13 protein-coding genes and 3 rRNA genes are annotated in these 21,583 nt (G+C 61.4%); 14 read left to right on the forward strand and 2 right to left on the reverse strand.

The features are described from left to right. Positions 1-147 precede the first annotated feature (147 nt). From BOH68_RS02815 to rlmM, 13 genes are all read left to right on the forward strand, one after another. On the forward strand, positions 148-1,020 hold the full coding sequence (locus BOH68_RS02815) for an alpha/beta fold hydrolase (protein ID WP_077379309.1): 873 nt from the start codon (positions 148-150) through the stop codon (positions 1,018-1,020). Positions 1,021-1,390: 370 nt separating this feature from the next. Further along, positions 1,391-2,170, forward strand: coding sequence for a GntR family transcriptional regulator (locus BOH68_RS02820; protein ID WP_077379311.1), 780 nt, complete (start codon positions 1,391-1,393; stop codon positions 2,168-2,170). A 73-nt stretch (positions 2,171-2,243) separates the two neighbouring features. After that, positions 2,244-3,155 carry a methylisocitrate lyase gene (gene prpB / locus BOH68_RS02825; RefSeq protein ID WP_077379313.1) on the forward strand — a complete coding sequence of 304 codons (912 nt, stop codon included), beginning with the start codon at positions 2,244-2,246 and terminating at the stop codon, positions 3,153-3,155. Between the two features lie 182 nt (positions 3,156-3,337). Next, the gene (gene prpC, locus BOH68_RS02830) at positions 3,338-4,495 is read left to right on the forward strand and encodes a bifunctional 2-methylcitrate synthase/citrate synthase (RefSeq protein ID WP_077379315.1); all 1,158 of its coding nucleotides are present in this window, start codon (positions 3,338-3,340) and stop codon (positions 4,493-4,495) included. 67 nt (positions 4,496-4,562) lie between these two features. After that, complete coding sequence (acnD, locus tag BOH68_RS02835) at positions 4,563-7,265, forward strand: Fe/S-dependent 2-methylisocitrate dehydratase AcnD (RefSeq protein WP_077379428.1); 2,703 nt, start codon at positions 4,563-4,565, stop codon at positions 7,263-7,265. Further along, a complete protein-coding gene (gene prpF, locus BOH68_RS02840) occupies positions 7,262-8,530 on the forward strand; it encodes a 2-methylaconitate cis-trans isomerase PrpF (protein WP_077379317.1) in 1,269 nt (422 codons plus the stop codon). Before acnD ends, prpF begins: the two co-directional genes overlap by 4 nt. Before the next feature lie 204 nt (positions 8,531-8,734). Then, the gene (locus BOH68_RS02845) at positions 8,735-10,348 is read left to right on the forward strand and encodes a bifunctional 2-methylcitrate dehydratase/aconitate hydratase (protein ID WP_077379319.1); all 1,614 of its coding nucleotides are present in this window, start codon (positions 8,735-8,737) and stop codon (positions 10,346-10,348) included. Between the two features lie 189 nt (positions 10,349-10,537). Further along, positions 10,538-11,131: a LemA family protein gene (locus BOH68_RS02850; protein WP_077379321.1), complete on the forward strand. Its 594-nt coding sequence runs from the start codon at positions 10,538-10,540 to the stop codon at positions 11,129-11,131. Positions 11,132-11,202: 71 nt separating this feature from the next. Beyond that, positions 11,203-13,098, forward strand: a complete 1,896-nt coding sequence (locus tag BOH68_RS02855; RefSeq protein WP_077379323.1) for a M48 family metallopeptidase — start codon at positions 11,203-11,205, stop codon at positions 13,096-13,098. 495 nt (positions 13,099-13,593) lie between these two features. Beyond that, positions 13,594-15,134: ribosomal RNA gene (locus tag BOH68_RS02860) — 16S ribosomal RNA — on the forward strand. Between the two features lie 241 nt (positions 15,135-15,375). Next, positions 15,376-18,264 (forward strand): 23S ribosomal RNA (locus BOH68_RS02865). Between the two features lie 137 nt (positions 18,265-18,401). Next, a 5S ribosomal RNA gene (gene rrf / locus BOH68_RS02870) occupies positions 18,402-18,517 on the forward strand. The 16S, 23S and 5S rRNA genes sit together here, the layout of an rRNA operon. A 195-nt stretch (positions 18,518-18,712) precedes the next feature. Next, positions 18,713-19,786: a 23S rRNA (cytidine(2498)-2'-O)-methyltransferase RlmM gene (gene rlmM, locus BOH68_RS02875; protein WP_103751373.1), complete on the forward strand. Its 1,074-nt coding sequence runs from the start codon at positions 18,713-18,715 to the stop codon at positions 19,784-19,786. A gap of 139 nt (positions 19,787-19,925) precedes the next feature. Here the strand turns inward: rlmM and BOH68_RS02880 are convergent, their stop codons facing one another. Then, complete coding sequence (locus BOH68_RS02880) at positions 19,926-20,210, reverse strand: antibiotic biosynthesis monooxygenase family protein (protein WP_077371336.1); 285 nt, start codon at positions 20,208-20,210, stop codon at positions 19,926-19,928. A 59-nt stretch (positions 20,211-20,269) separates the two neighbouring features. Here BOH68_RS02880 and tusA point away from each other — a divergent pair, with 59 nt between their 5' ends. Then, on the forward strand, positions 20,270-20,515 hold the full coding sequence (tusA, locus tag BOH68_RS02885) for a sulfurtransferase TusA (protein ID WP_077371338.1): 246 nt from the start codon (positions 20,270-20,272) through the stop codon (positions 20,513-20,515). Positions 20,516-20,526: 11 nt separating this feature from the next. On the opposite strand, the gene BOH68_RS02890 is transcribed toward tusA, so the two are convergent. Further along, positions 20,527-21,261 (reverse strand): hypothetical protein, encoded by a 735-nt coding sequence (locus BOH68_RS02890; protein WP_077371340.1) that lies wholly within the window; start codon positions 21,259-21,261, stop codon positions 20,527-20,529. Positions 21,262-21,583 lie beyond the last annotated feature (322 nt).

Here is a 21,583-nt window from a genome sequence, read left to right on the forward strand (position 1 = left end):
TGTCCTTGTTGGCTTGCCGTTCTCCCGTGCGCTGATTAAGGTGCCTGCCTCTGAACGCCCTGCGCCGTCATCGACGACTGCCCCGACGCGTGTGCTGACGTTTGCCCAGTCGCTTGCCCAGCCCCTGGCACCCTACCGGAGCCCTGCATGCATCCCGAGTTCGAACATGGCCAACATCTGCTGTCACGTCCTGACCAGACCCTCTTCTGGCAGCGTCTGACGCGTCGTGAATCAAATGGTGGGCGTCGCTTGCTGATGCTGCACGGCGCCGGGGTGGCCGGCACGCTGACCTGGGCGCCGCTGGTCGGGCATCTCACGGCCCATGACGAGCTGATCATTCCTGACCTGCGCGGCATGGGGCAGACGGTGTCACCCGATGGCGGTGAACCTCCCTTCACCCTCGAGCAGGTGGTCGAGGATGTGATGGCCTTGATCGAGACGCAGCGCATCACGCATTTCGACCTGATCGGCTACAGCTTTGGCGGGCTGGTCGCCATGCGTCTTGTCCAGCGTCTGCGCGCCGAGCGCCCGGAGGTGAAGGTCGGCGACATCAGCCTGCTGGAACCGGCGCTGCTGGAGCGCGAATGCCACGCCACCATGATCCAGGTGCGCGATGGCTACGCCGAGGCTGCGCATGCGATGCGCGAGGCGGCAAGCCCCGAGGCGGGGATCACCGCGTTCCTCGACCTCATTTCCCCGCATCGCACGCGCAACCCGCGTGCCGAGCGCATGATGGTGGCGCGCCTGGCGCATCGTCATCTGGGCTTCGCCAATGCCCTGGACTGTGTCACGCATGCCGTGCGCGAGATTGACCGCGAGGCTCTGCTGGCTGACGTGCTGGCGGCAGGCGGCGAGGTACGCAGCATGGTCGGTGGCAAGAGCCCCACGATCCTGCGTGACTATCATGCGCTGCTGGCCGAACGTCATCCGGGTTGGCAATCGCTGGAAATCCCCGGCACCGATCATTCGCTGCCCTTCCAGAAACCCCGCCGTATCGGCGCGGAGCTCAGCTTCGGCTAAATCTGAAGGATTGTCGACAAGCCTGCCGATGAAAGGGCGAGTCCCCGAGAGTCGAACGCCCCGTCAGCTTGCGCTGGCGGGGCGTTTTTCGTGCCGTTCATCGTGCCTTGTCGTCCCGCCCGACGGTGCTGGCGGGTTGGCTTGCATGGCGAGGTTCAGGGCAGTTCAGCCTTGTTCTGACAGCAGTTTGTTCAGCAGGGGAGCCGTGTCTAACGCCAAAGGTGTAGAGGATTTGGCGGATTGCATCTTGACCCACACAGGCGCGCTGGCTAGTCTGGCATTCAGTGAATGATTGTCGACAATGGTGCTGAAAGTCCCTCGCCGCCATTGCCTTGCCTCTGTCCCTTGCCAGCCGGATTGCCTGACCGCCATGACCACCGATGCCTTTCACAATGCCACCACCGCTCGAAGCCTTGCGCGCGGCGCGACTGCCGAGCAGGCAGGTCACACCGCTTCCGCGACGGCAGCGACCCCCGAGGTGCGCACCCTGGCCGAGCGTGTCTTCCATCAATTGCAGGACGCCATCGTGCGTGGCGAGCTGGCACCGGGCAGCAAGATCACCGAGCCCGGCCTGGCGCAGGCCTACGGGATCTCGCGCGGACCGCTGCGCGAGGCCATGCGCCGCCTCGAGGTCCATCGTCTGATCGAGCGCGTGCCCCACGTCGGCGCGCGGGTGGTCAAGCTCTCGATGACCGAGCTGCTGGAGCTGTTCGATGTGCGTGAGGCACTGGAAAGCATGGCCGCCCGTCTGGCCGCACGCCACATGACACCGGAAGAGGTCGCGCGGCTGCGCAGCGTGCTCAAGACCCACGAACAGCAGTCGGACCTCAAGACCGGTACCGCCTACTTCCAGAAGGAAGGCGACCTCGATTTCCACTATCAGATCGTGCTCGGCAGCCACAACCACATGCTGATGACGATTCTCTGTGATGACCTCTATTACCTGGTACGAATGTACCGCACCCAGTTCAGCGCCAGTGGATCACGCCCGCAGAAGGCCTTCGTCGAGCATCATCGCATCGTCGATGCCATCGAGTCAGGCGATGAGGAACTGGCGGAGTTGCTGATGCGCCGCCATGTCAGCGCCTCGCGGGAGAACGTCGCCCGCCGCTATGCCGCCACGCTCAAGCAGGAGCAGGGCGAAGAGTGAGCTGACGCACCGCTCACGACTTGAACCGACCGAACAATTCCAACCCCGTCATGGGCCCAGCCCGGGAGATGTCATGTCACGCCATCTGAGTTCCACCGCCCTGCCAAGCCCCGGTGCCCGCTTCCGCGCGGCGCTGGAGGCCAATCGTCCGCTGCCCATCGTCGGCACCATCAATGCCTACACCGCCATCATGGCCGAGCGCGTCGGGCATCAGGCGATCTACCTGTCCGGTGGTGGCGTGGCCAATGCCTCCTACGGTCTGCCGGATCTGGGCATGACCAGCATGAATGACGTGCTGGAAGATGCGCGTCGCATCACCGCCGCCAGCGAGCTTCCGCTGCTGGTGGACATCGATACCGGCTGGGGTGGCGCCTTCAACATCGCGCGCACCATTCAGGAGATGGAGCGTGCCGGCGTGGCTGCCGTGCACCTGGAGGACCAGGTCGCCCAGAAGCGTTGTGGACACCGCCCCAACAAGGCGATCGTCTCCAGCCAGGAGATGGTCGATCGCATCAAGGCCGCTGCCGATGCGCGTCGTGATGACAGCTTCTATCTGATCGCGCGCACCGATGCCTTCCAGAAGGAAGGGCTCGAAGCCGCCGTCGCACGTGCCAACGCCTGTGTCGAAGCCGGTGCCGACGCCATCTTCGCCGAGGCGGTGCATACCCTCGAGGACTACCGTGCCTTCTGTGAGGGCGTCGACGCGCCGATCCTGGCCAACATCACCGAATTCGGCGCCACGCCGCTGTTCAACCAGCGCGAGCTGGGCGATGTCGGCTGCCGGATGGTGCTCTATCCGCTGTCTGCCTTCCGCGCCATGAACGCCGCCGCCCTCAAGGTCTACCAGAACATCCACGACAAGGGTGATCAGAAGGATGTCGTCGACGACATGCAGACCCGCATGGAGCTCTACGACTTCCTCGATTACCACACCTTCGAGCAGAAGCTGGACACCCTGTTCGAGGCCGAAAGCCGCAAGGATTGATGCCAGACGCTCGAGACGGACGCCATGTCTCGCCTCTGGAGGTCATCGGCTTCACGGGCCGGCACTCTCGGCCCGACCGTTTCTCCCTCGCTGGCAGACGCCTGGCCGGCGAGGGGCTTGACGCTTTATGCCCTACAAGAAAAAGAACAACTCAATGACGTCACTGCCAAGGAGATCACGCCATGTCAGATACCATCGCCAACCCGACCACCGCTACTTCGAGCACCAGCGCCCCCAGTGGTCTACGCGGCCAGAGTGCCGGTGAGACGGCGCTGTGCACCGTCGGCAAGTCCGGTTCCGGTCTGCGCTATCGCGGTTACGACTTGGAAGACCTCGCCAGTCACGCAGCCTTCGAGGAAGTTGCCTATCTGCTTCTCAAGGGCAAGTTGCCCAATCAGGCGGAGCTGGATGCCTACATTGCGCGCCTCAAGGGGTTGCGGGGTCTGCCGGACGCCTTGAAGGCGGTGCTTGAGCAGATTCCGGCCAGCGCTCACCCGATGGACGTGATGCGTACCGGGTGTTCGATGCTCGGCAATCTGGAGACCGAAGAGAGCTTCGAGGAGCAGTCCGATCAGGCCGACCGCATGCTGGCCGTGTTCCCGTCGATCATCAATTACTGGTATCGCTTCAGCCATGATGGCGTGCGCATCGACACCGAGACCGATGACGACTCCATCGGCGCGCACTTCCTGCACCTATTGCACGGCGAGGCCCCCAGCGAGTTGCATGCTGCGGTGATGAATACCTCGCTGATCCTCTATGCCGAACACGAATTCAATGCCTCGACTTTCACCGCACGTGTCTGCGCCTCGACGCTGTCTGATCTGCACTCCTGCGTGACGGCAGCCATCGGCTCGCTGCGCGGACCGCTGCATGGCGGTGCCAACGAGGCGGCGATGGCGATGATCGAGCACTGGCGCTCACCGGAGGAGGCCGAGCGCGAGATTCTCGGCATGCTGGAACGCCGCGAGAAGATCATGGGCTTCGGCCACGCCATCTACCGTGAGCGTGATCCGCGCAATGCCATCATCAAGGAGTGGTCTCGCAAGCTGGCGGACGATGTGGGCGATACGCAGCTCTACGCCGTCTCCGAGCGCGTCGAAGCCGTGATGTGGCGCGAGAAGAAGCTGTTCTGCAACGCCGACTTCTTCCACGCCAGCGCCTATCACTTCATGGGCATTCCCACCAAGCTGTTCACGCCGATCTTCGTCTGTTCACGCCTGACCGGCTGGGCGGCACATGTCTTCGAGCAACGCGCCAACAATCGCATCATCCGCCCGAGCGCCGATTACACTGGCCCGGAGCACTGCGACTGGCTGCCCATCGAGCAGCGCGACTGACCCTTTCCTCGGCCAGTCAGCGTGCTGGCCGATCGTTTTCCTGATCGCCTGATGAGTCCGGATGCCCATGAATACCGAGTATCGCAAACCCCTGCCTGGCACGGCGTCACCGGGTACCCCGGTCGACTACTTCGATGCGCGTGCCGCCGTGGAAGACATCGCCCCCGGCGCCTACGCCGGTCTGCCCTATACCTCACGCGTACTGGCCGAGAACCTGGTGCGCCGCTGCCCGCCGGATCAGCTGCGTGACAGCCTCGTGCAATTGATCGAGCGTCGGCGTGATCTCGATTTCCCGTGGTACCCCGCGCGCGTCGTGTGTCATGACATCCTCGGTCAGACCGCGCTGGTCGATCTGGCTGGCCTGCGTGATGCCATCGCCGAGCGCGGCGGAGACCCGGCCAAGGTCAATCCGGTGGTGCCGACCCAGTTGATCGTCGACCACTCGCTGGCGGTGGAGCACGCCGGCTTCGACAAGGACGCCTTCGCCAAGAACCGCGCCATCGAGGAGCGTCGCAACGAGGACCGCTTCCACTTCATCGACTGGACCCGTCAGGCCTTCGAGAACATCGACGTGATCCCACCGGGCAACGGCATCATGCACCAGATCAATCTGGAGCGGATGTCGCCGGTGATCGAGTCGCGCGCCGATGAAAAGGGCCATCAGGTCGCCTTCCCGGATACCCTGGTGGGCACCGACAGCCACACGCCACATGTCGATGCGCTGGGCGTGATCGCCGTCGGCGTCGGTGGGCTGGAGGCCGAGAGCGTGATGCTGGGGCGTGCCTCCTACATGCGCCTGCCCGACATCATCGGCGTGCGCCTCACCGGGCGCCCGCAGCCGGGCATCACCGCCACCGATATCGTGCTGGCGTTGACCGAATTCCTGCGCGCCGAGAAGGTCGTCTCCTCCTATCTGGAATTCTTCGGCGAAGGCGCGGCCAGCCTGACGCTGGGTGATCGCGCCACCATCTCCAACATGACGCCGGAGTACGGCGCCACGGCGGCGATGTTCTACATCGACCAGCAGACGCTGGACTACCTGACCCTGACCGGACGCGAGCCGGAGAACATCGCGCTGGTCGAGCGTTACGCACGCGAGACTGGCCTGTGGGCAGATGAGAGCGGCCATATCGAGGGCGCGGTGGAATATGAGCGCGAGCTGACCTTCGATCTGTCCTCGGTGGTGCGCACCCTGGCGGGGCCCTCCAATCCGCACAGTCGCGTGCCGACCAGCGAGCTGGCCGCGCGCGGCATCTCCGGCGTGGTCGAGCATGAGCAGGACGAGGACGGGCGTGATCTGATGCCGGATGGCGCGGTGATCATCGCCGCCATCACCAGCTGCACCAATACTTCCAACCCGCGCAACGTCATCGCCGCAGGGTTGCTGGCTCGGCGCGCCAATGCGCTGGGACTGACGCGCAAGCCGTGGGTCAAGACCTCGCTGGCGCCGGGCTCCAAGGCGGTGCAGCTGTATCTGGAAGAAGCGGAACTGCTGCCGGAACTCGAGCAGCTCGGCTTCGGCATCGTCGGCTTCGCCTGCACCACCTGCAACGGCATGAGCGGTGCCCTGGACCCGGCGATCCAGCAGGAAATCATCGAGCGCGATCTCTATTCCACCGCGGTGCTATCCGGCAATCGCAACTTCGATGGCCGTATCCATCCCTACGCCAAGCAGGCTTTCCTGGCCTCGCCGCCGCTGGTGGTCGCCTACGCCATCGCCGGCACCATCCGCTTCGATATCGAGAAGGACGTGCTGGGGCATGCGCCGGACGGCTCGCCGATCATGCTCAAGGACCTGTGGCCGAGCGACGAGGAGATCGACGCCATCGTCGGCTCCAGCGTCAAGCCGGACCACTTCCGTCAGGTCTATATCCCGATGTTCGAGGCCAGAGACGACCGCGATGCCTCCACCAGCCCGCTGTATGACTGGCGCGAGATGAGCACCTACATCCGTCGTCCGCCGTACTGGGAAGGCGGCCTGGCCAGCGCGCCGACGCTCACCGGCATGCGGGCACTGGCGGTGCTGGGGGACAACATCACCACCGATCACCTGTCGCCCTCCAATGCCATCATGGCCAGCAGTGCGGCGGGCGAGTATCTGGCCGCGATGGGCCTGCCGGAAGAGGACTTCAATTCCTACGCCACTCACCGTGGGGACCACCTCACCGCGCAGCGCGCCACCTTTGCCAATCCCAAGCTGATCAACGAGATGGCGGTGGTGGAAGGGGCGGACGGCAAGCGCGAGGTCAAGCAGGGCTCGCTCACGCGTCTGGAGCCGGAAGGCAAGGTAGTGCGCATGTGGGAGGCCATCGAGACCTACATGCAGCGCAAGCAACCGCTGATCATCATCGCGGGTGCGGATTACGGCCAGGGATCTTCACGTGACTGGGCGGCCAAGGGCGTGCGGCTGGCGGGCGTCGAGGCCATCGTCGCGGAAGGCTTCGAGCGTATCCACCGCACCAATCTGGTCGGCATGGGCGTGATGCCGTTGCAGTTCGCCGCCGGTACCACGCGCAAGACGCTGGCGCTGGATGGCAGCGAGATCTACGCCGTCGAGGGCGAACCGGCCCCGGGGGCAGCGCTCACGCTGGTGATCGAGCGCACCGCCGGCGACAAGGCAGGCCAGGTCGAACGCGTGCCGGTCACCTGTCGCCTCGATACCCGTGAGGAGGTCTCCATCTACTCCGCGGGCGGTGTGCTGCAGCGCTTCGCTGAAGACTTCCTCAGCTCACAGGCACCGGGCGAGACGGCGGCGGAGGTATCGGCATGAGCCAGCAGGCACAGCTCAGGATTCCCGCCACCTATCTGCGTGGCGGCACCAGCAAGGGCGTGTTCTTCCTGCGCGATGAACTGCCGGAAGCGGCGCAGGTGCCGGGTCCGATGCGTGACGCCCTGTTGCTGCGCGTGATCGGCAGCCCCGACCCCTACGCCAAGCAGATCGACGGCATGGGGGGCGCGACCTCCAGCACCAGCAAGACGGTGATCATCAGTCGCAGCGAACAGCCGGATCATGACGTCGACTACCTGTTCGGCCAGGTCTCCATCGACTCGCCCTTCGTCGACTGGAGCGGCAACTGCGGCAACCTCTCGGCGGCGGTCGGGCCCTTCGCCATCGAGAAGGGCCTGGTGCCGGCCGAGCGCCTGCCGCGTGATGGTATCGCCGAGGTGCGCATCTGGCAGGCCAACATCGCCAAGACCATCATCGCGCGGGTGCCGATGTGCGAAGGGCGCGTCCAGGAAACCGGCGACTTCGCCCTGGATGGCGTGACCTTCCCGGCCGCCGAAGTGGCGGTCGCCTTCCGCGACCCTGCCGCGGGTGAGGGCAGCATGTTCCCCACCGGCAATGTGGTCGATGCGCTGGAGGTGCCGGAATCGGTGGTCGCTGGCGGGCAGATCCAGGCGACCCTGATCAACGCAGGCATTCCGACCATCTTCGTCAATGCCCGCGACCTCGGCTATCAGGGCACCGAGCTGCAGGAGGCGATCAACTCGGACGGCGAGGCGCTCGCACGCCTCGAGACATTGCGCGCCCACGGCGCACTGCGCATGGGGCTGATCAATGATCTCGCTGAGGCGGCCACGCGCCAGCACACCCCCAAGGTCGCCTTCGTGGCGCCGCCGGTGGATCACGTCGTCTCCAGCGGTCGCGAGATCAAGGCCGACGAGATCGATGTGCTGATTCGCGCCGTGTCGATGGGCAAGCTGCACCACGCCATGATGGGTACCGCGGCGGTGGCCATCGCCGCGGCGGCTGCGGTACCCGGCACGCTGGTCAATCTTGCCGCCGCTGGCGGAGCCGATGCTGAGTCTGGGGCTGGGCAGACTGACGCGGCGCGTGACTCGGTGTGCTTCGGGCATCCCTCCGGCACACTCAGGGTCGGCGCGAGTGCCCATCGGCAGACAGAGGCAGGCCAAGTCAGTGATGGCCAGCAAGGCGAGGGCGAGTGGACCGTCAGTGAAGCCGTGATGAGTCGCAGCGCGCGTATCCTGATGGAAGGCTGGGTGCGGGTGCCGGCGGAGACCTTGATGCGCTAGCGCCGGCATTGGCAGGTGATGGTCTACTGTCAATATATCCCTCTTGATATCCCTCCTGCGGCATCTCGATGAAAGCCGGCCTGGCATGCATATGCAGAGGGCCGGCTTTCGCGTCTCTGTGGTATGTGTGCAGGTAGTGGGGGGAAGTACAGGTGTGACGGGAGTCGCATGCGGGCAAAGACGATCCACGACAGGAGGTCATGTATGAACACGCCATCCTCTGAACAGACGGATGAAAGCCGTCTCAGCGCCACTCAAGCCAGTACAAGTCAGGCCAGCGCCAATCAGCGCCCGGACTATGACCCGGAGCTTCAGCAGATCGCCGACTATGTGCTGGGGTATTGCGACGCCCCCCCTGTCGCGAATGCGGATGCGGATTCGAATGTGGACGGTCTGGCTGGCAAGCACGAGCGCTCAGGTCCCTCGGCAGAGGCGATGGACACCGCTCGTCTGTGTCTGATGGATACTCTCGGCTGCGGCATCCTGGCGCTGCGCTTCCCGGAATGCACCAAGCATCTCGGGCCGCTGGTGGCCGAGACGCTGGTGCCGCATGGCGCGCGCGTGCCCGGCACCTCCTTCAGTCTCGATCCCGTCAAGGCGGCATGGGACATCGGCTGCACCATCCGCTGGCTGGATTACAACGACACCTGGCTGGCGGCGGAGTGGGGGCATCCCTCGGACAATCTCGGCGGCATTCTGGCGGTGGCGGACCATCTCTCGCGCCAGCGTGTCGCGCTGGGCAAGCCGCCCCTGGTGATGCGCGATGTGCTGGAGAGCATGGTGATGGCGCACGAGATCCAGGGTGTGCTGGCGCTGGACAACAGCTTCAACCGCGTCGGTCTCGACCATGTCATGCTGGTCAAGGTGGCGACCACCGCGGTGACGGCGCGCTTGATGGGGGCGAATCGTGAGCAGTTGCTGTCGGCGCTGTCGCACGCCTTCGTCGATGGCCAGAGCCTGCGCACCTATCGGCATGCGCCCAACGCGGGCTCGCGCAAGAGCTGGGCGGCGGGAGACGCCACCTCACGCGGCGTGCGGCTGGCGGACATCGCCCTGCGTGGCGAGATGGGCGTCCCCGGCGCCCTCAGCGCGCCGCAGTGGGGCTTCAATGATGTCTCTTTCAGTCACGGCAACCGCGATCTCGCCCTCAAGCCTGAAGGCGAGCGACGTCTGACGCTGGCGCGCCCTCTGGGCAGCTATGTGATGGAGAACGTGCTCTTCAAGGTCTCCTTCCCGGCCGAATTCCATGCCCAGACCGCCGCCGAGGCAGCCATCCAGCTCCATCCCGAGGTGCGCGGCCGGCTCGAGGAGATCGAGCGCATCGAGATCACCACCCACGAATCGGCGATCCGCATCATCTCCAAGCAGGGCGCGCTCGCCAATGCGGCGGACCGCGATCACTGCCTGCAATACATGGTCGCGGTGCCGCTGATCTTCGGGGAGTTGAACGCGGATCACTATGAAGATGGCTTCCATGCCGCTCACCCGGAGATCGACCGGCTGCGTGACAGGATGATCGTCAAGGAAGAGGCGCGCTTCACCCGCGAGTATCTGGAAGCCGACAAGCGCTCGATCGCCAATGCACTGCGGGTGGTCTTTTGCGATGGCAGTGCCACCGAGCAGGTGACGGTGGAATACCCGCTGGGACATCGCCGGCGGCGTGAAGCGTCGCTCGTTCCGCTCGAGGACAAGTGTCGGGCCAATCTGGCCACCTGCTTCCCGCCCTCGCGTTGCGACACCCTGATGGCGTTGCTGGCCGATCGCGAACGACTCGACGCACTGCCCGTGCACGAGTTCATGGCGCATTGGGTGCCGTGAGGCTGCCAGCCGCATGATGTCCCGTTGGCAATCAGTCATCCAATTGACTGGTGCCGTCATCCGGTATGGGTAAACTGGAAGCGGATTGCACAGGGCGATCGACTGGGGCGCTTGCAAAGACTCGCCGAAGAGCGGGGCAACGCCTGCCGAGTCTTCATTGCAAAGGCTTCATTACAAGGGGACGCATTCATGAAAACATTTCTGCTGCTGGGCGGAATCGCGCTGATCGTCATCTACGTGATCTCGATCTACAACAAGCTGGTCAGCCTCAAGGCGCGCTTCGAGAATGCCTTCGCGCAGATAGAGGTACAGCTCAAGCGGCGCTACGACCTGATTCCCAATCTGGTCGAGACGGCCAAGGGCTATCTGAGCCATGAGCGTGGCACTCTGGAAGAAGTGATCAATGCCCGCAACAAGGCAATGGCGGCCTTGAATGCCGCAGCGGCGCACCCCGGCAGCATGGACAAGCTGGCCAGTCTGGCCGGCGCCGAGCAGGGACTGGCGGCGAGTCTGGGCAAGCTGGATGTGGTGGTCGAGGCCTATCCGGAGCTCAAGGCCGACCAGACCATGAGCGACCTGATGGAAGAGCTGACCGCCACCGAGAACCGCGTCGCCTTCGCGCGTCAGGCCTACAACGATGCCGTCACCGACTACAACGTCTACCGCCAGAGCTTCCCGCAGGTGATGTTCGCACCGACCTTCGGTCACCGCAGTGATGCAGGCCTGTTGGCCTTCGATGACAGCGTGAAGATTCGTCAGGCCCCCGATGTCAGCTTCTCATGAGCCGACCGACGGATGCTTTCTCCTCAGCGGCTTTCCGGCTGTGATTCTGGTTCGGTAGATGGCGGGCGCGAATGAATTTCTATCACGAGCAGGACAGCGCGCGTCGTCGAACGCGGCTATTGCTGCTGGCCTTCACGGCCATGTCGCTGGTGGTGTCTCTTGCCGCCGGCGCCGTGGTGCATGTCGCGATCAGCAGTTTCCTGGGGCGCCCGGCCACCACGACGTTTGAGTATGTCTGGCCGGTGGCGAGCATCATCTTCCTGTGCAATGCACTGGTCGCCGCGCGTGAGCTGCGGCGTCTGCAGCAGGGCGGTGCGATGGTGGCCGCACGCCTGGGTGGCAAGCTGGTGGATGTCGAGACGCAGGACTCGAGCGAGCGACGGGCACTGAATGTGGTGGAAGAGATGGCGATTGCCGCCAACCTGCCCACGCCGCAGCTGTTCCTGCTGCCGCATGAGGCGATGATCAATGCCTTCGCGGCGGGCTATCGGCCACAGGATGCGGTGATCGCGCTGAGTCGCGGGGCGTTGGAGCAGCTGGATCGCAACGAGCTGCAGGGCGTGGTCGCTCACGAGTTCGCCCATATCGCCAATGGCGATATTCGTCTCAACCTGCGTCTGGCGAGTGCAGTCCACGGCCTGGTGTTTCTCTCCGAGGCGGGGCGCTTCCTGATGGGGGCAGGGCGCATCGGCTTCGTGTTGGGCAGGGGGCGCTCCTCCGGTTCCGACAGGAAAGGCGGCATGCCACAGCTGATGCTGGTGGGTGTGGCGCTGTGGTTGCTCGGCAGTCTCGGCGGGCTGGGAGGGCGACTATTGCAGCGCGGGGTCGCGCGCTCACGCGAATATCTCGCCGATGCCAGTGCGGTGCGCCTGACCCGCTTCCCGGATGGCATCGCCTCGGCCCTCAAGCGTATCGGTGGCATGGGTTGGCAGGGGCGTATCCAGCATCCGCGCGCCATGACCTACAACCATCTCTTCTTCGTCGAAGCGCGCCCGCCATGGCTGACAGGCTGGTTCGACTCGCATCCTCCGCTGGATGAACGCATCAAGCGCCTGGAACCTCGCTGGGACCGGCAGTATCTGAGTGCGCGCCAGCAGCCGGTGCATACCTTCGAGCAGCAGGGCCCCATCGGGGCAGACGTGCTTGGCGGGGTCATGGCGGGTATCGCCGGCGCGGCGGTCATAGGGGAGCTCTCGCGCTCACGAGGAGAACTCGAGAGCCTGACGCTGTCGAGGTTTCTCTGTCCGCAGCTGGTGGTGGCGATGATCGCCCCCTCGGAGCTGACCACACGCGGTGTCTGGCTCACCGAGCTTGAGCGTCAGCATGACTGGCTGGACGGCAAGCGGGCGCGTGAGGCACGGCGCAGGCTCGAGTCCTTGCCGCGGGTCGAGTGGATCCCCTTGCTCAACCGGTTGATACCGCGCTGGCGGGAAGCGGATGAGCGCGCGCATCGCATGCTCAAGGCGCAGACACCTCCGCAGGACATGTTCGTCTGGTGTCTATGGCAACTGCTGCTGGAATCACTGGACCCGCGGATCGATCGCAAGAGCGACTCGCTGGCCCTGCAGCAATGCCAGCCGGCCTGTCAGCACTGGCTCGTGCTGATGGTTGGACTCATCGACGATGAAGCACTGCGCAAGGACATCTTCCTGGACGCCAGTGCGGAACTTGGTCTGGCGCTGGAGTATCCGCAGTCGCAGCCGGGTGGGGATAACCCTGCGCTGCGCTGCCGTCATCTCACGCAGCTGGCGCACCTGCGCCCCATGGACAAGCAACGCTGGTTCGCGGCGCTTGCTCAGGTAGTGCATGCCGATCAGACACTGGCCGATGAAGAGGTGGCCTTGCTGACACTCTTGGCGCGCGTCATGCAGCTGCCGGAAGCACGCCTGGAAGCCGCTCTCGAGATGCAGTCGCAGTCTCGTGGCGGATGGCGGGCGCAGCCGGTATCCCGGCCGGCGGAAGGATGACGCCTTGAGTGGCCACGTCCGTGACAGCGTGATGACAATCTCTTGAAAAAGCCCTTGTGCTCAGCCCGGATCGTGCGTAAAGTACGCATCCGCTGCCGGGGACGCATGGCGTTACCAGCGGTGAAAGAGGTTTGCAGGTGGTTGTTTTGTTTGATGTTTTTGAAGTCCGCTTCCAAATCATCGATTGACAATCCCGGGCGATTCGCTAGAATACGCCGCACTCCTTACGGAACAGGTGATCGAGCAACGCTCCTCACCGCTGGATGATGCTTAGAGGCAGTCGATTGACTCATCATCAAGTGCTTGACTTCTCAAGCGTTCCGGATAGAATATGCCTCCTCGCTTAACAGCGACGCTCTTTAAAAATTTGATCAGGTAATTCGTGTGAGCGCTTGCCGATGAGTGGTGACAAGGTCACCAAATATCGGAGCAAGCCTCTCACGAGAAGTTTGACTCTGAACCAAGTTTGGTCTGCTTAACAGACTATCAAGCTTTCAACTGAAGAGTTTGATCATGGCTCAGATTGAACGCTGGCGGCAGGCTTAACACATGCAAGTCGAGCGGAAACGATTCTAGCTTGCTAGAAGGCGTCGAGCGGCGGACGGGTGAGTAATGCATGGGAATCTGCCCGATAGTGGGGGACAACCTGGGGAAACTCAGGCTAATACCGCATACGTCCTACGGGAGAAAGCAGGGGATCTTCGGACCTTGCGCTATCGGATGAGCCCATGTCGGATTAGCTTGTTGGTGAGGTAACGGCTCACCAAGGCGACGATCCGTAGCTGGTCTGAGAGGATGATCAGCCACACTGGGACTGAGACACGGCCCAGACTCCTACGGGAGGCAGCAGTGGGGAATATTGGACAATGGGCGAAAGCCTGATCCAGCCATGCCGCGTGTGTGAAGAAGGCCTTCGGGTTGTAAAGCACTTTCAGCGAGGAAGAACGCTTCGGGATTAATACTCCCGAGGAAAGACATCACTCGCAGAAGAAGCACCGGCTAACTCCGTGCCAGCAGCCGCGGTAATACGGAGGGTGCAAGCGTTAATCGGAATTACTGGGCGTAAAGCGCGCGTAGGTGGCTAAGTCAGCCAGGTGTGAAAGCCCCGGGCTCAACCTGGGAACGGCATCTGGAACTGCTTGGCTAGAGTGCAGGAGAGGAAGGTAGAATTCCCGGTGTAGCGGTGAAATGCGTAGAGATCGGGAGGAATACCAGTGGCGAAGGCGGCCTTCTGGACTGACACTGACACTGAGGTGCGAAAGCGTGGGTAGCAAACAGGATTAGATACCCTGGTAGTCCACGCCGTAAACGATGTCAACTAGCCGTTGGGTCCCTTGAGGACTTAGTGGCGCAGCTAACGCAATAAGTTGACCGCCTGGGGAGTACGGCCGCAAGGTTAAAACTCAAATGAATTGACGGGGGCCCGCACAAGCGGTGGAGCATGTGGTTTAATTCGATGCAACGCGAAGAACCTTACCTACCCTTGACATCCAGAGGACTTTCCAGAGATGGATTGGTGCCTTCGGGAACTCTGAGACAGGTGCTGCATGGCTGTCGTCAGCTCGTGTTGTGAAATGTTGGGTTAAGTCCCGTAACGAGCGCAACCCCTATCCTTATTTGCCAGCGAGTAATGTCGGGAACTCTAAGGAGACTGCCGGTGACAAACCGGAGGAAGGTGGGGACGACGTCAAGTCATCATGGCCCTTACGGGTAGGGCTACACACGTGCTACAATGGCAAGTACAAAGGGTTGCAATACGGCGACGTGGAGCCAATCCCATAAAGCTTGCCTCAGTCCGGATTGGAGTCTGCAACTCGACTCCATGAAGTCGGAATCGCTAGTAATCGTGGATCAGAATGCCACGGTGAATACGTTCCCGGGCCTTGTACACACCGCCCGTCACACCATGGGAGTGGACTGCACCAGAAGTGGTTAGCCTAACCTTCGGGAGGGCGATCACCACGGTGTGGTTCATGACTGGGGTGAAGTCGTAACAAGGTAGCCCTAGGGGAACCTGGGGCTGGATCACCTCCTTATCGACACTGTCTACCGCTCGCGGCAAGTGCTCACAACGAATTACCTGATCTTATTGCTGGCTTAGCCGGCAGTGGCAAGCGTGCTCAACAGAGCGCGCTTCTCACTGTTCTCTGAACAGCCGCTCTTTAACAATGTGAATCATGCTGACGATGGAATGTGCGCCAAGCACATCTCCATCAAACGATATGTCGGAGAGGTCCGACAGATTCGTAATCCTTGACAGACCCCTTGGGGTTATATGGTCAAGCGATTAAGCGCATACGGTGGATGCCTTGGCAGCCAGAGGCGATGAAGGACGTGATAGCCTGCGATAAGCGTTGGCGAGGTGGCAAATACCCTGCGACCCAACGATTTCCGAATGGGGAAACCCACTCACCATCAGGTGAGTATCTATAGGCCAATACATAACCTATAGAGGCAAACCCGGGGAACTGAAACATCTAAGTACCCGGAGGAAAAGAAATCAACCGAGATTCCCCAAGTAGCGGCGAGCGAACGGGGACCAGCCCTTAAGCGATACAACTGACAGACGAACAAGCTGGGAAGCTTGACGATACAGGGTGATAGTCCCGTAGTCGAAGTCTGAGTATCGTGAAATCGAGTAGGTCGGGGCACGAGAAACCTTGACTGAACATGGGGGGACCATCCTCCAAGGCTAAATACTCCTGGCTGACCGATAGTGAACCAGTACCGTGAGGGAAAGGCGAAAAGAACCCCGGCGAGGGGAGTGAAATAGATCCTGAAACCGTATGCGTACAAGCAGTGGGAGCACCTTCATGGTGTGACCGCGTACCTTTTGTATAATGGGTCAGCGACTTATATTCTGTGGCGAGCTTAACCGTATAGGGGAGGCGTAGCGAAAGCGAGTCTTAACTGGGCGACCAGTCGCAGGGTATAGACCCGAAACCGGGCGATCTATCCATGGCCAGGGTGAAGATTGAGTAACATCAATTGGAGGCCCGAACCCAAGTATGTTGAAAAATGCTGGGATGAGCTGTGGATCGGAGTGAAAGGCTAATCAAGCCCGGAGATAGCTGGTTCTCCTCGAAAGCTATTTAGGTAGCGCCTCACGTATCACCGCTGGGGGTAGAGCACTGTTTCGGCTAGGGGGTCATCCCGACTTACCAACCCGAGGCAAACTCCGAATACCAGTGAGTGCAGCGTGGGAGACACACAGCGGGTGCTAACGTCCGTTGTGAAAAGGGAAACAACCCAGACCGTCAGCTAAGGTCCCAAAATCCTGATTAAGTGGGAAACGATGTGGGAAGGCTCAGACAGCTAGGAGGTTGGCTTAGAAGCAGCCATCCTTTAAAGAAAGCGTAATAGCTCACTAGTCGAGTCGGCCTGCGCGGAAGATATAACGGGGCTAAATCAGGTACCGAAGCTACGGGTTCATCCTTATGGATGAGCGGTAGAGGAGCGTCGTGTAAGCCAATGAAGGTGGATTGAGAAGTCTGCTGGAGGTATCACGAGTGCGAATGCTGACATGAGTAACGATAAGGGGAGTGAAAAACTCCCCCGCCGGAAGACCAAGGTTTTCTGTTCTACGTTAATCGGAGCAGAGTGAGTCGGCCCCTAAGGCGAGGCGGAAACGCGTAGTCGATGGGAAACGGGTTAATATTCCCGTACCGGATGTGGTTGCGATGGGGGGACGAAGAAGGCTAGGTGAGCCAGGCGTTGGTTGTCCTGGTGAAAGCATGTAGGCCGAGGAATCAGGCAAATCCGGTTCCTCTGAGGTCGAGATGCGAGACGAACTGACTACGGTCAGGAAGTCATCGATGCCACGCTTCCAGGAAAAGCCTCTAAGCTTCAGATCACATGCGACCGTACCCCAAACCGACACAGGTGGTCAGGTAGAGAATACCAAGGCGCTTGAGAGAACTCGGGTGAAGGAACTAGGCAAAATGGCACCGTAACTTCGGGAGAAGGTGCACCGGTTCGAGTGAAGGACTTGCTCCGTAAGCTCTTACCGGTCGAAGATACCAGGTGGCTGCAACTGTTTATTAAAAACACAGCACTCTGCAAACGCGCAAGCGGACGTATAGGGTGTGACGCCTGCCCGGTGCCGGAAGGTTAATTGATGGGGTTAGGATTCGTCCGAAGCTCTTGATCGAAGCCCCGGTAAACGGCGGCCGTAACTATAACGGTCCTAAGGTAGCGAAATTCCTTGTCGGGTAAGTTCCGACCTGCACGAATGGCGTAATGATGGCCACGCTGTCTCCACCCGAGACTCAGTGAAATTGAAATCGCAGTGAAGATGCTGTGTACCCGCGGCTAGACGGAAAGACCCCGTGAACCTTTACTATAGCTTTACACTGGATGCTGATGTTGTCTGTGTAGGATAGCTGGGAGGCTTTGAAACCACGTCGCCAGATGCGGTGGAGCCAACCTTGAAATACCAGCCTGACATCATTGGCGTTCTAACTCAGGTCCGTTATCCGGATCGAGGACAGTGTATGGTGGGTAGTTTGACTGGGGCGGTCTCCTCCTAAAGAGTAACGGAGGAGCACGAAGGTACCCTCAGCACGGTTGGAAATCGTGCATTGAGTGCAAGAGCATAAGGGTGCTTGACTGCGAGACAGACACGTCGAGCAGGTACGAAAGTAGGTTCTAGTGATCCGGTGGTTCTGTATGGAAGGGCCATCGCTCAACGGATAAAAGGTACTCCGGGGATAACAGGCTGATACCGCCCAAGAGTTCACATCGACGGCGGTGTTTGGCACCTCGATGTCGGCTCATCACATCCTGGGGCTGAAGTCGGTCCCAAGGGTATGGCTGTTCGCCATTTAAAGTGGTACGCGAGCTGGGTTTAGAACGTCGTGAGACAGTTCGGTCCCTATCTGCCGTGGGCGTCGGAAGTTTGAGAAGAGCTGCTCCTAGTACGAGAGGACCGGAGTGGACGAACCTCTGGTGTTCGGGTTGTCATGCCAATGGCATTGCCCGGTAGCTACGTTCGGACGGGATAACCGCTGAAAGCATCTAAGCGGGAAGCCCCCTTCAAGATGAGACTTCCCTGAGGCCTTGCGCCTCCTGAAGGGCCCTTGAAGACTACAAGGTTGATAGGCTGGGTGTGGAAGCACAGCAATGTGTTGAGCTAACCAGTACTAATTGCCCGTGAGGCTTGACCATATAACACCCAAGGGGTTTGCTGCGGCAAACGCCGGGATTGCGACAGGATCGACGACATATCGGTCAGCATGATTCATATTGCGAGTCGCGAGGCCACAAGCCTCGAGACTCAGGCATCGCAAGATGCCACCGTTTCGCCTGACGACCATAGCGAGCGTGAACCACCCGATCCCATGCCGAACTCGGAAGTGAAACCGCTTAGCGCCGATGGTAGTGTGGAGTTTCTCCATGTGAGAGTAGGTCATCGTCAGGCACTTATACTGAACCGCCCCTGCAGCCCAGCTGCAGGGGCGGTTCTCTTTGCGGGTCAAAAACCGGAAAGCCGGTACCCGTCAGCTGGCAGGCCCGGTGGGCCTGAGTAGCGGCTTCCTCGCTGAGTCAGTCATTGTCGCCATGCTTGTCGTGGACAGGAGCGAGGCGGTAGACTCCCCAGCCTTCCGTTATGGAGATGATGATGCAACCTCAAGAACTGTTGCTGTATTGCCGCCCGGGCTTCGAGGCCGACCTGGCCGCAGAAGTCTGTGAAAAGGCCGCTTATCTGGGCGCCCCGGGTTATCCGATTGCGGCACGCGACAGTGGCTTCGTGCGTTATGTGGTGACAGGTGATGAGCCCGCCAATAGCCTGCATCGTGACATGCCGCTTCAGGCGTTGGTCTTCGCTCGCCAGACACTGGTGGCATTGGAGCCATTGGTCGGCATGTCGCGGGAAAATCGCGTCTCGCCGATTCTGCAGCAGGTGGTCGACGCTGGCTGGAGCTTCGAGGAGATCCGCCACGAGATGCCGGACACCAATGATGGCAAGGCGCTGTCGGGCCTTGGCAAGGCCGTCGGCCGCCCGTTGGAGTCTGCGCTCAAGAAGCGTGGTGCACTGCGTCGCAAGGCCGGTGGGCGGGCGCTGCACGTCTTCTGGACGGATGGTGACGAAGTGCAGCTGGGCATGAGCTTTCCTGGCAACCGCAGCGAATATGCCAACGGCATCCGTCATCTGCGTTCGCCGAGCCGTGCCCCCAGTCGCTCCACACTCAAGCTGGAAGAGGCCTGGCATGAGTTCGTGCCGCGCGACCAGTGGGAGCGTCGCATCGCGGTTGGCATGCAGGCAGCGGATCTTGGGGCAGCGCCGGGTGGCTGGACCTTCCAGCTGGTCGAGAAGGGCATGTTCGTGTTTGCCATCGACAATGGCCCCATGAACAAGGATCTGATGGCGACAGGACAGGTAGAGCATCTCAAGGAAGATGGTTTTACCTGGGAGCCACCGCTGCGACTGGACTGGCTGGTCTGTGACATCGTCGACAAGCCCATCCGCGTGACGGAGATGGTCGAGCGCTGGCTGAAGAAGCGCTGGTGCAATGAGGCGGTCTTCAATCTCAAGCTGCCGATGAAGCAACGCTGGAAGGAAGTCTCCCGCTGTCTCGATTATCTGGCGGCCAGCCTTGAGCGTTCCAATGTCGGTGCCGAGATCCGGTGTCGTCACTTGTACCATGACCGCGAAGAAGTCACCGTGCATGTGCGTATCACGCACTGAGCCACCGGGTTGTCTGGTGCAACCACAAGCCCCCACGGACCGAGCGGTCCGTGGGGGCTTGTCTGTGCGGTGCTGTCAGGTCGATGGACGGAGCCTCGCTGAGGGATGCTGCATTCGCGAGGCTTGAATCTCTCGCAGGTCAGGTGTGCTCAAGCAACACGATGCGTTCCGGTTGAGAAAGCATCGGCCCCAGACGCGCCATCATGCGTTCGCGCGCGTGACTGCTCGACCACTCCTGCCAGGCTCTTGCGTCTCGCCATGAAGTGATCAATATTCGGTGGCCGGGACGTCCGCTTTCCACCAGATTCTCGCCCGAGATGAAGCCCTGTGCATGCATGGCTTCACGCACGACCTCGCGTGAGGCCTGCTCGTAATCCTGTTCGAGTCCCGGCATGATATGCCGCTCGATCATTACCTTGATCATGCCCGTCTCCCGTCTTCATACATTCTGCCTTGTCAGTGGCAGGACCTCAGGAGTCATTGATGACCGATACCCCCTTGCCCGTTGCCGATGCAGAGCTGGATACCAGCGGTCTGTATTGCCCCGAACCCATCATGATGCTGCACAACAAGGTGCGTGAGCTCGCGAGCGGAGACCTGCTGCGTGTCGTGGCGACCGATCCGGCGACGACACGTGATGTGCCCAAGTTCTGTGCATTTCTTGGGCACACACTGGAGCGCAGTGACGAAACGCCGGATCACTTCCTTTATGACATTCGCATCAGTTGACGTCAGTCGTCTCAGGCTTCGCGGTCGTGCACTTCCACACTGACCTGATCACTTTCGCCGGTCATCATCAGCGCGAGAGCTTCCAGGGTGGCCGGGTCCTGCTCACGAATCTGGTTGGCGACGGCGCGCTGGAAGAAATAGACCACGTCATGACGACTGCGACCGGGGTAGAGGCAGTCATCTCCAGCCAGCACCGGTGTCTGGGTGACGCGTGTCTCATCGACCAGCAGTGCCTCGATGTTGCCATCGCTGTATAGACGCCAGCCGAACACCTGCTTGAGCTGCCACGCAGACTCGCCATTGGTCATGCACAGGGCATGAGTCCCGAGCGTATCCGGTAGCTGCTGCAGCAAGGTGGTCTTCTCCGACACCTCATAGTCGTAATAGGCCGCGGCATGCTCGAGCTCATAGACCTTGTGGTCCGGAGCCAGCATGAAGACCTCGTCGGTTTCCGGGTCTCGGTAGCCGACGAAGTGGCCCTGCTGCGGATCTTCCAGCTCATGGCAGGGCATCAGCCCCTCCATCCATGGCACCAGGCCGACCACCTCACCATCCTCGCGCAGACCCCAGGCCAACACGGGAAGGCTGTAGTAGCTCTCCGGGTCGCTTTCGAGCTGATAGAGCATTTCCAACCCATCGTGTTCCGGCGCAAGCCGGAGAATACGACGTCGTGCACGCATCCTGTCACGCATGACATTCAGGTCGATGACCTTGGCGGAGCGGGGGGAAGAAACTGGTACGCCCATGACGAACCCTCCTCAGCAGCTTGTCGATCGTCCTCGGCGTGTGCGGGTGTGCAAACAGCCGCCGCTTGCAAGATGGCGCACTGCATATGAATGCACTGCCTTGAATAACCATTAGCACAGCCTGAGCCCTGACGGTAACCCCTCCTTGGACGAAATGACCGTCCATGCGCAGATGAAGGATTAAACGCAAACGCCCCGCGACCGGGGAAAAGGCCGGTGGCGGGGCGTCTGAGGCGAGTGCTTGAGCGAGTGGGAAAAGGGATGGAACACTGGCCGCCGTCGGTATCACGAGCTCGCGGCCAGCGTTGGCAGGGGGCTTCGC

Source organism: Cobetia sp. MM1IDA2H-1 (assembly GCF_002916775.2).
In the GTDB taxonomy this organism is placed as follows: Bacteria; Pseudomonadota; Gammaproteobacteria; order Pseudomonadales; family Halomonadaceae; genus Cobetia; species Cobetia marina.

Coding starts and splice junctions, on each gene's coding strand:
- prpF (WP_077379317.1), top strand. CDS start 7,262: ATGAGCCAGCAGGCACAGCTCAGGATTCCCGCCACCTATCTGCGTGGC.
- BOH68_RS02845 (WP_077379319.1), top strand. CDS start 8,735: ATGAACACGCCATCCTCTGAACAGACGGATGAAAGCCGTCTCAGCGCC.
- prpC (WP_077379315.1), top strand. CDS start 3,338: ATGTCAGATACCATCGCCAACCCGACCACCGCTACTTCGAGCACCAGC.
- BOH68_RS02850 (WP_077379321.1), top strand. CDS start 10,538: ATGAAAACATTTCTGCTGCTGGGCGGAATCGCGCTGATCGTCATCTAC.
- tusA (WP_077371338.1), top strand. CDS start 20,270: ATGACCGATACCCCCTTGCCCGTTGCCGATGCAGAGCTGGATACCAGC.
- BOH68_RS02820 (WP_077379311.1), top strand. CDS start 1,391: ATGACCACCGATGCCTTTCACAATGCCACCACCGCTCGAAGCCTTGCG.
- acnD (WP_077379428.1), top strand. CDS start 4,563: ATGAATACCGAGTATCGCAAACCCCTGCCTGGCACGGCGTCACCGGGT.
- BOH68_RS02880 (WP_077371336.1), bottom strand. CDS start 20,210: ATGATCAAGGTAATGATCGAGCGGCATATCATGCCGGGACTCGAACAG.
- rlmM (WP_103751373.1), top strand. CDS start 18,713: ATGATGATGCAACCTCAAGAACTGTTGCTGTATTGCCGCCCGGGCTTC.
- BOH68_RS02815 (WP_077379309.1), top strand. CDS start 148: ATGCATCCCGAGTTCGAACATGGCCAACATCTGCTGTCACGTCCTGAC.
- BOH68_RS02855 (WP_077379323.1), top strand. CDS start 11,203: ATGAATTTCTATCACGAGCAGGACAGCGCGCGTCGTCGAACGCGGCTA.
- prpB (WP_077379313.1), top strand. CDS start 2,244: ATGTCACGCCATCTGAGTTCCACCGCCCTGCCAAGCCCCGGTGCCCGC.
- BOH68_RS02890 (WP_077371340.1), bottom strand. CDS start 21,261: ATGGGCGTACCAGTTTCTTCCCCCCGCTCCGCCAAGGTCATCGACCTG.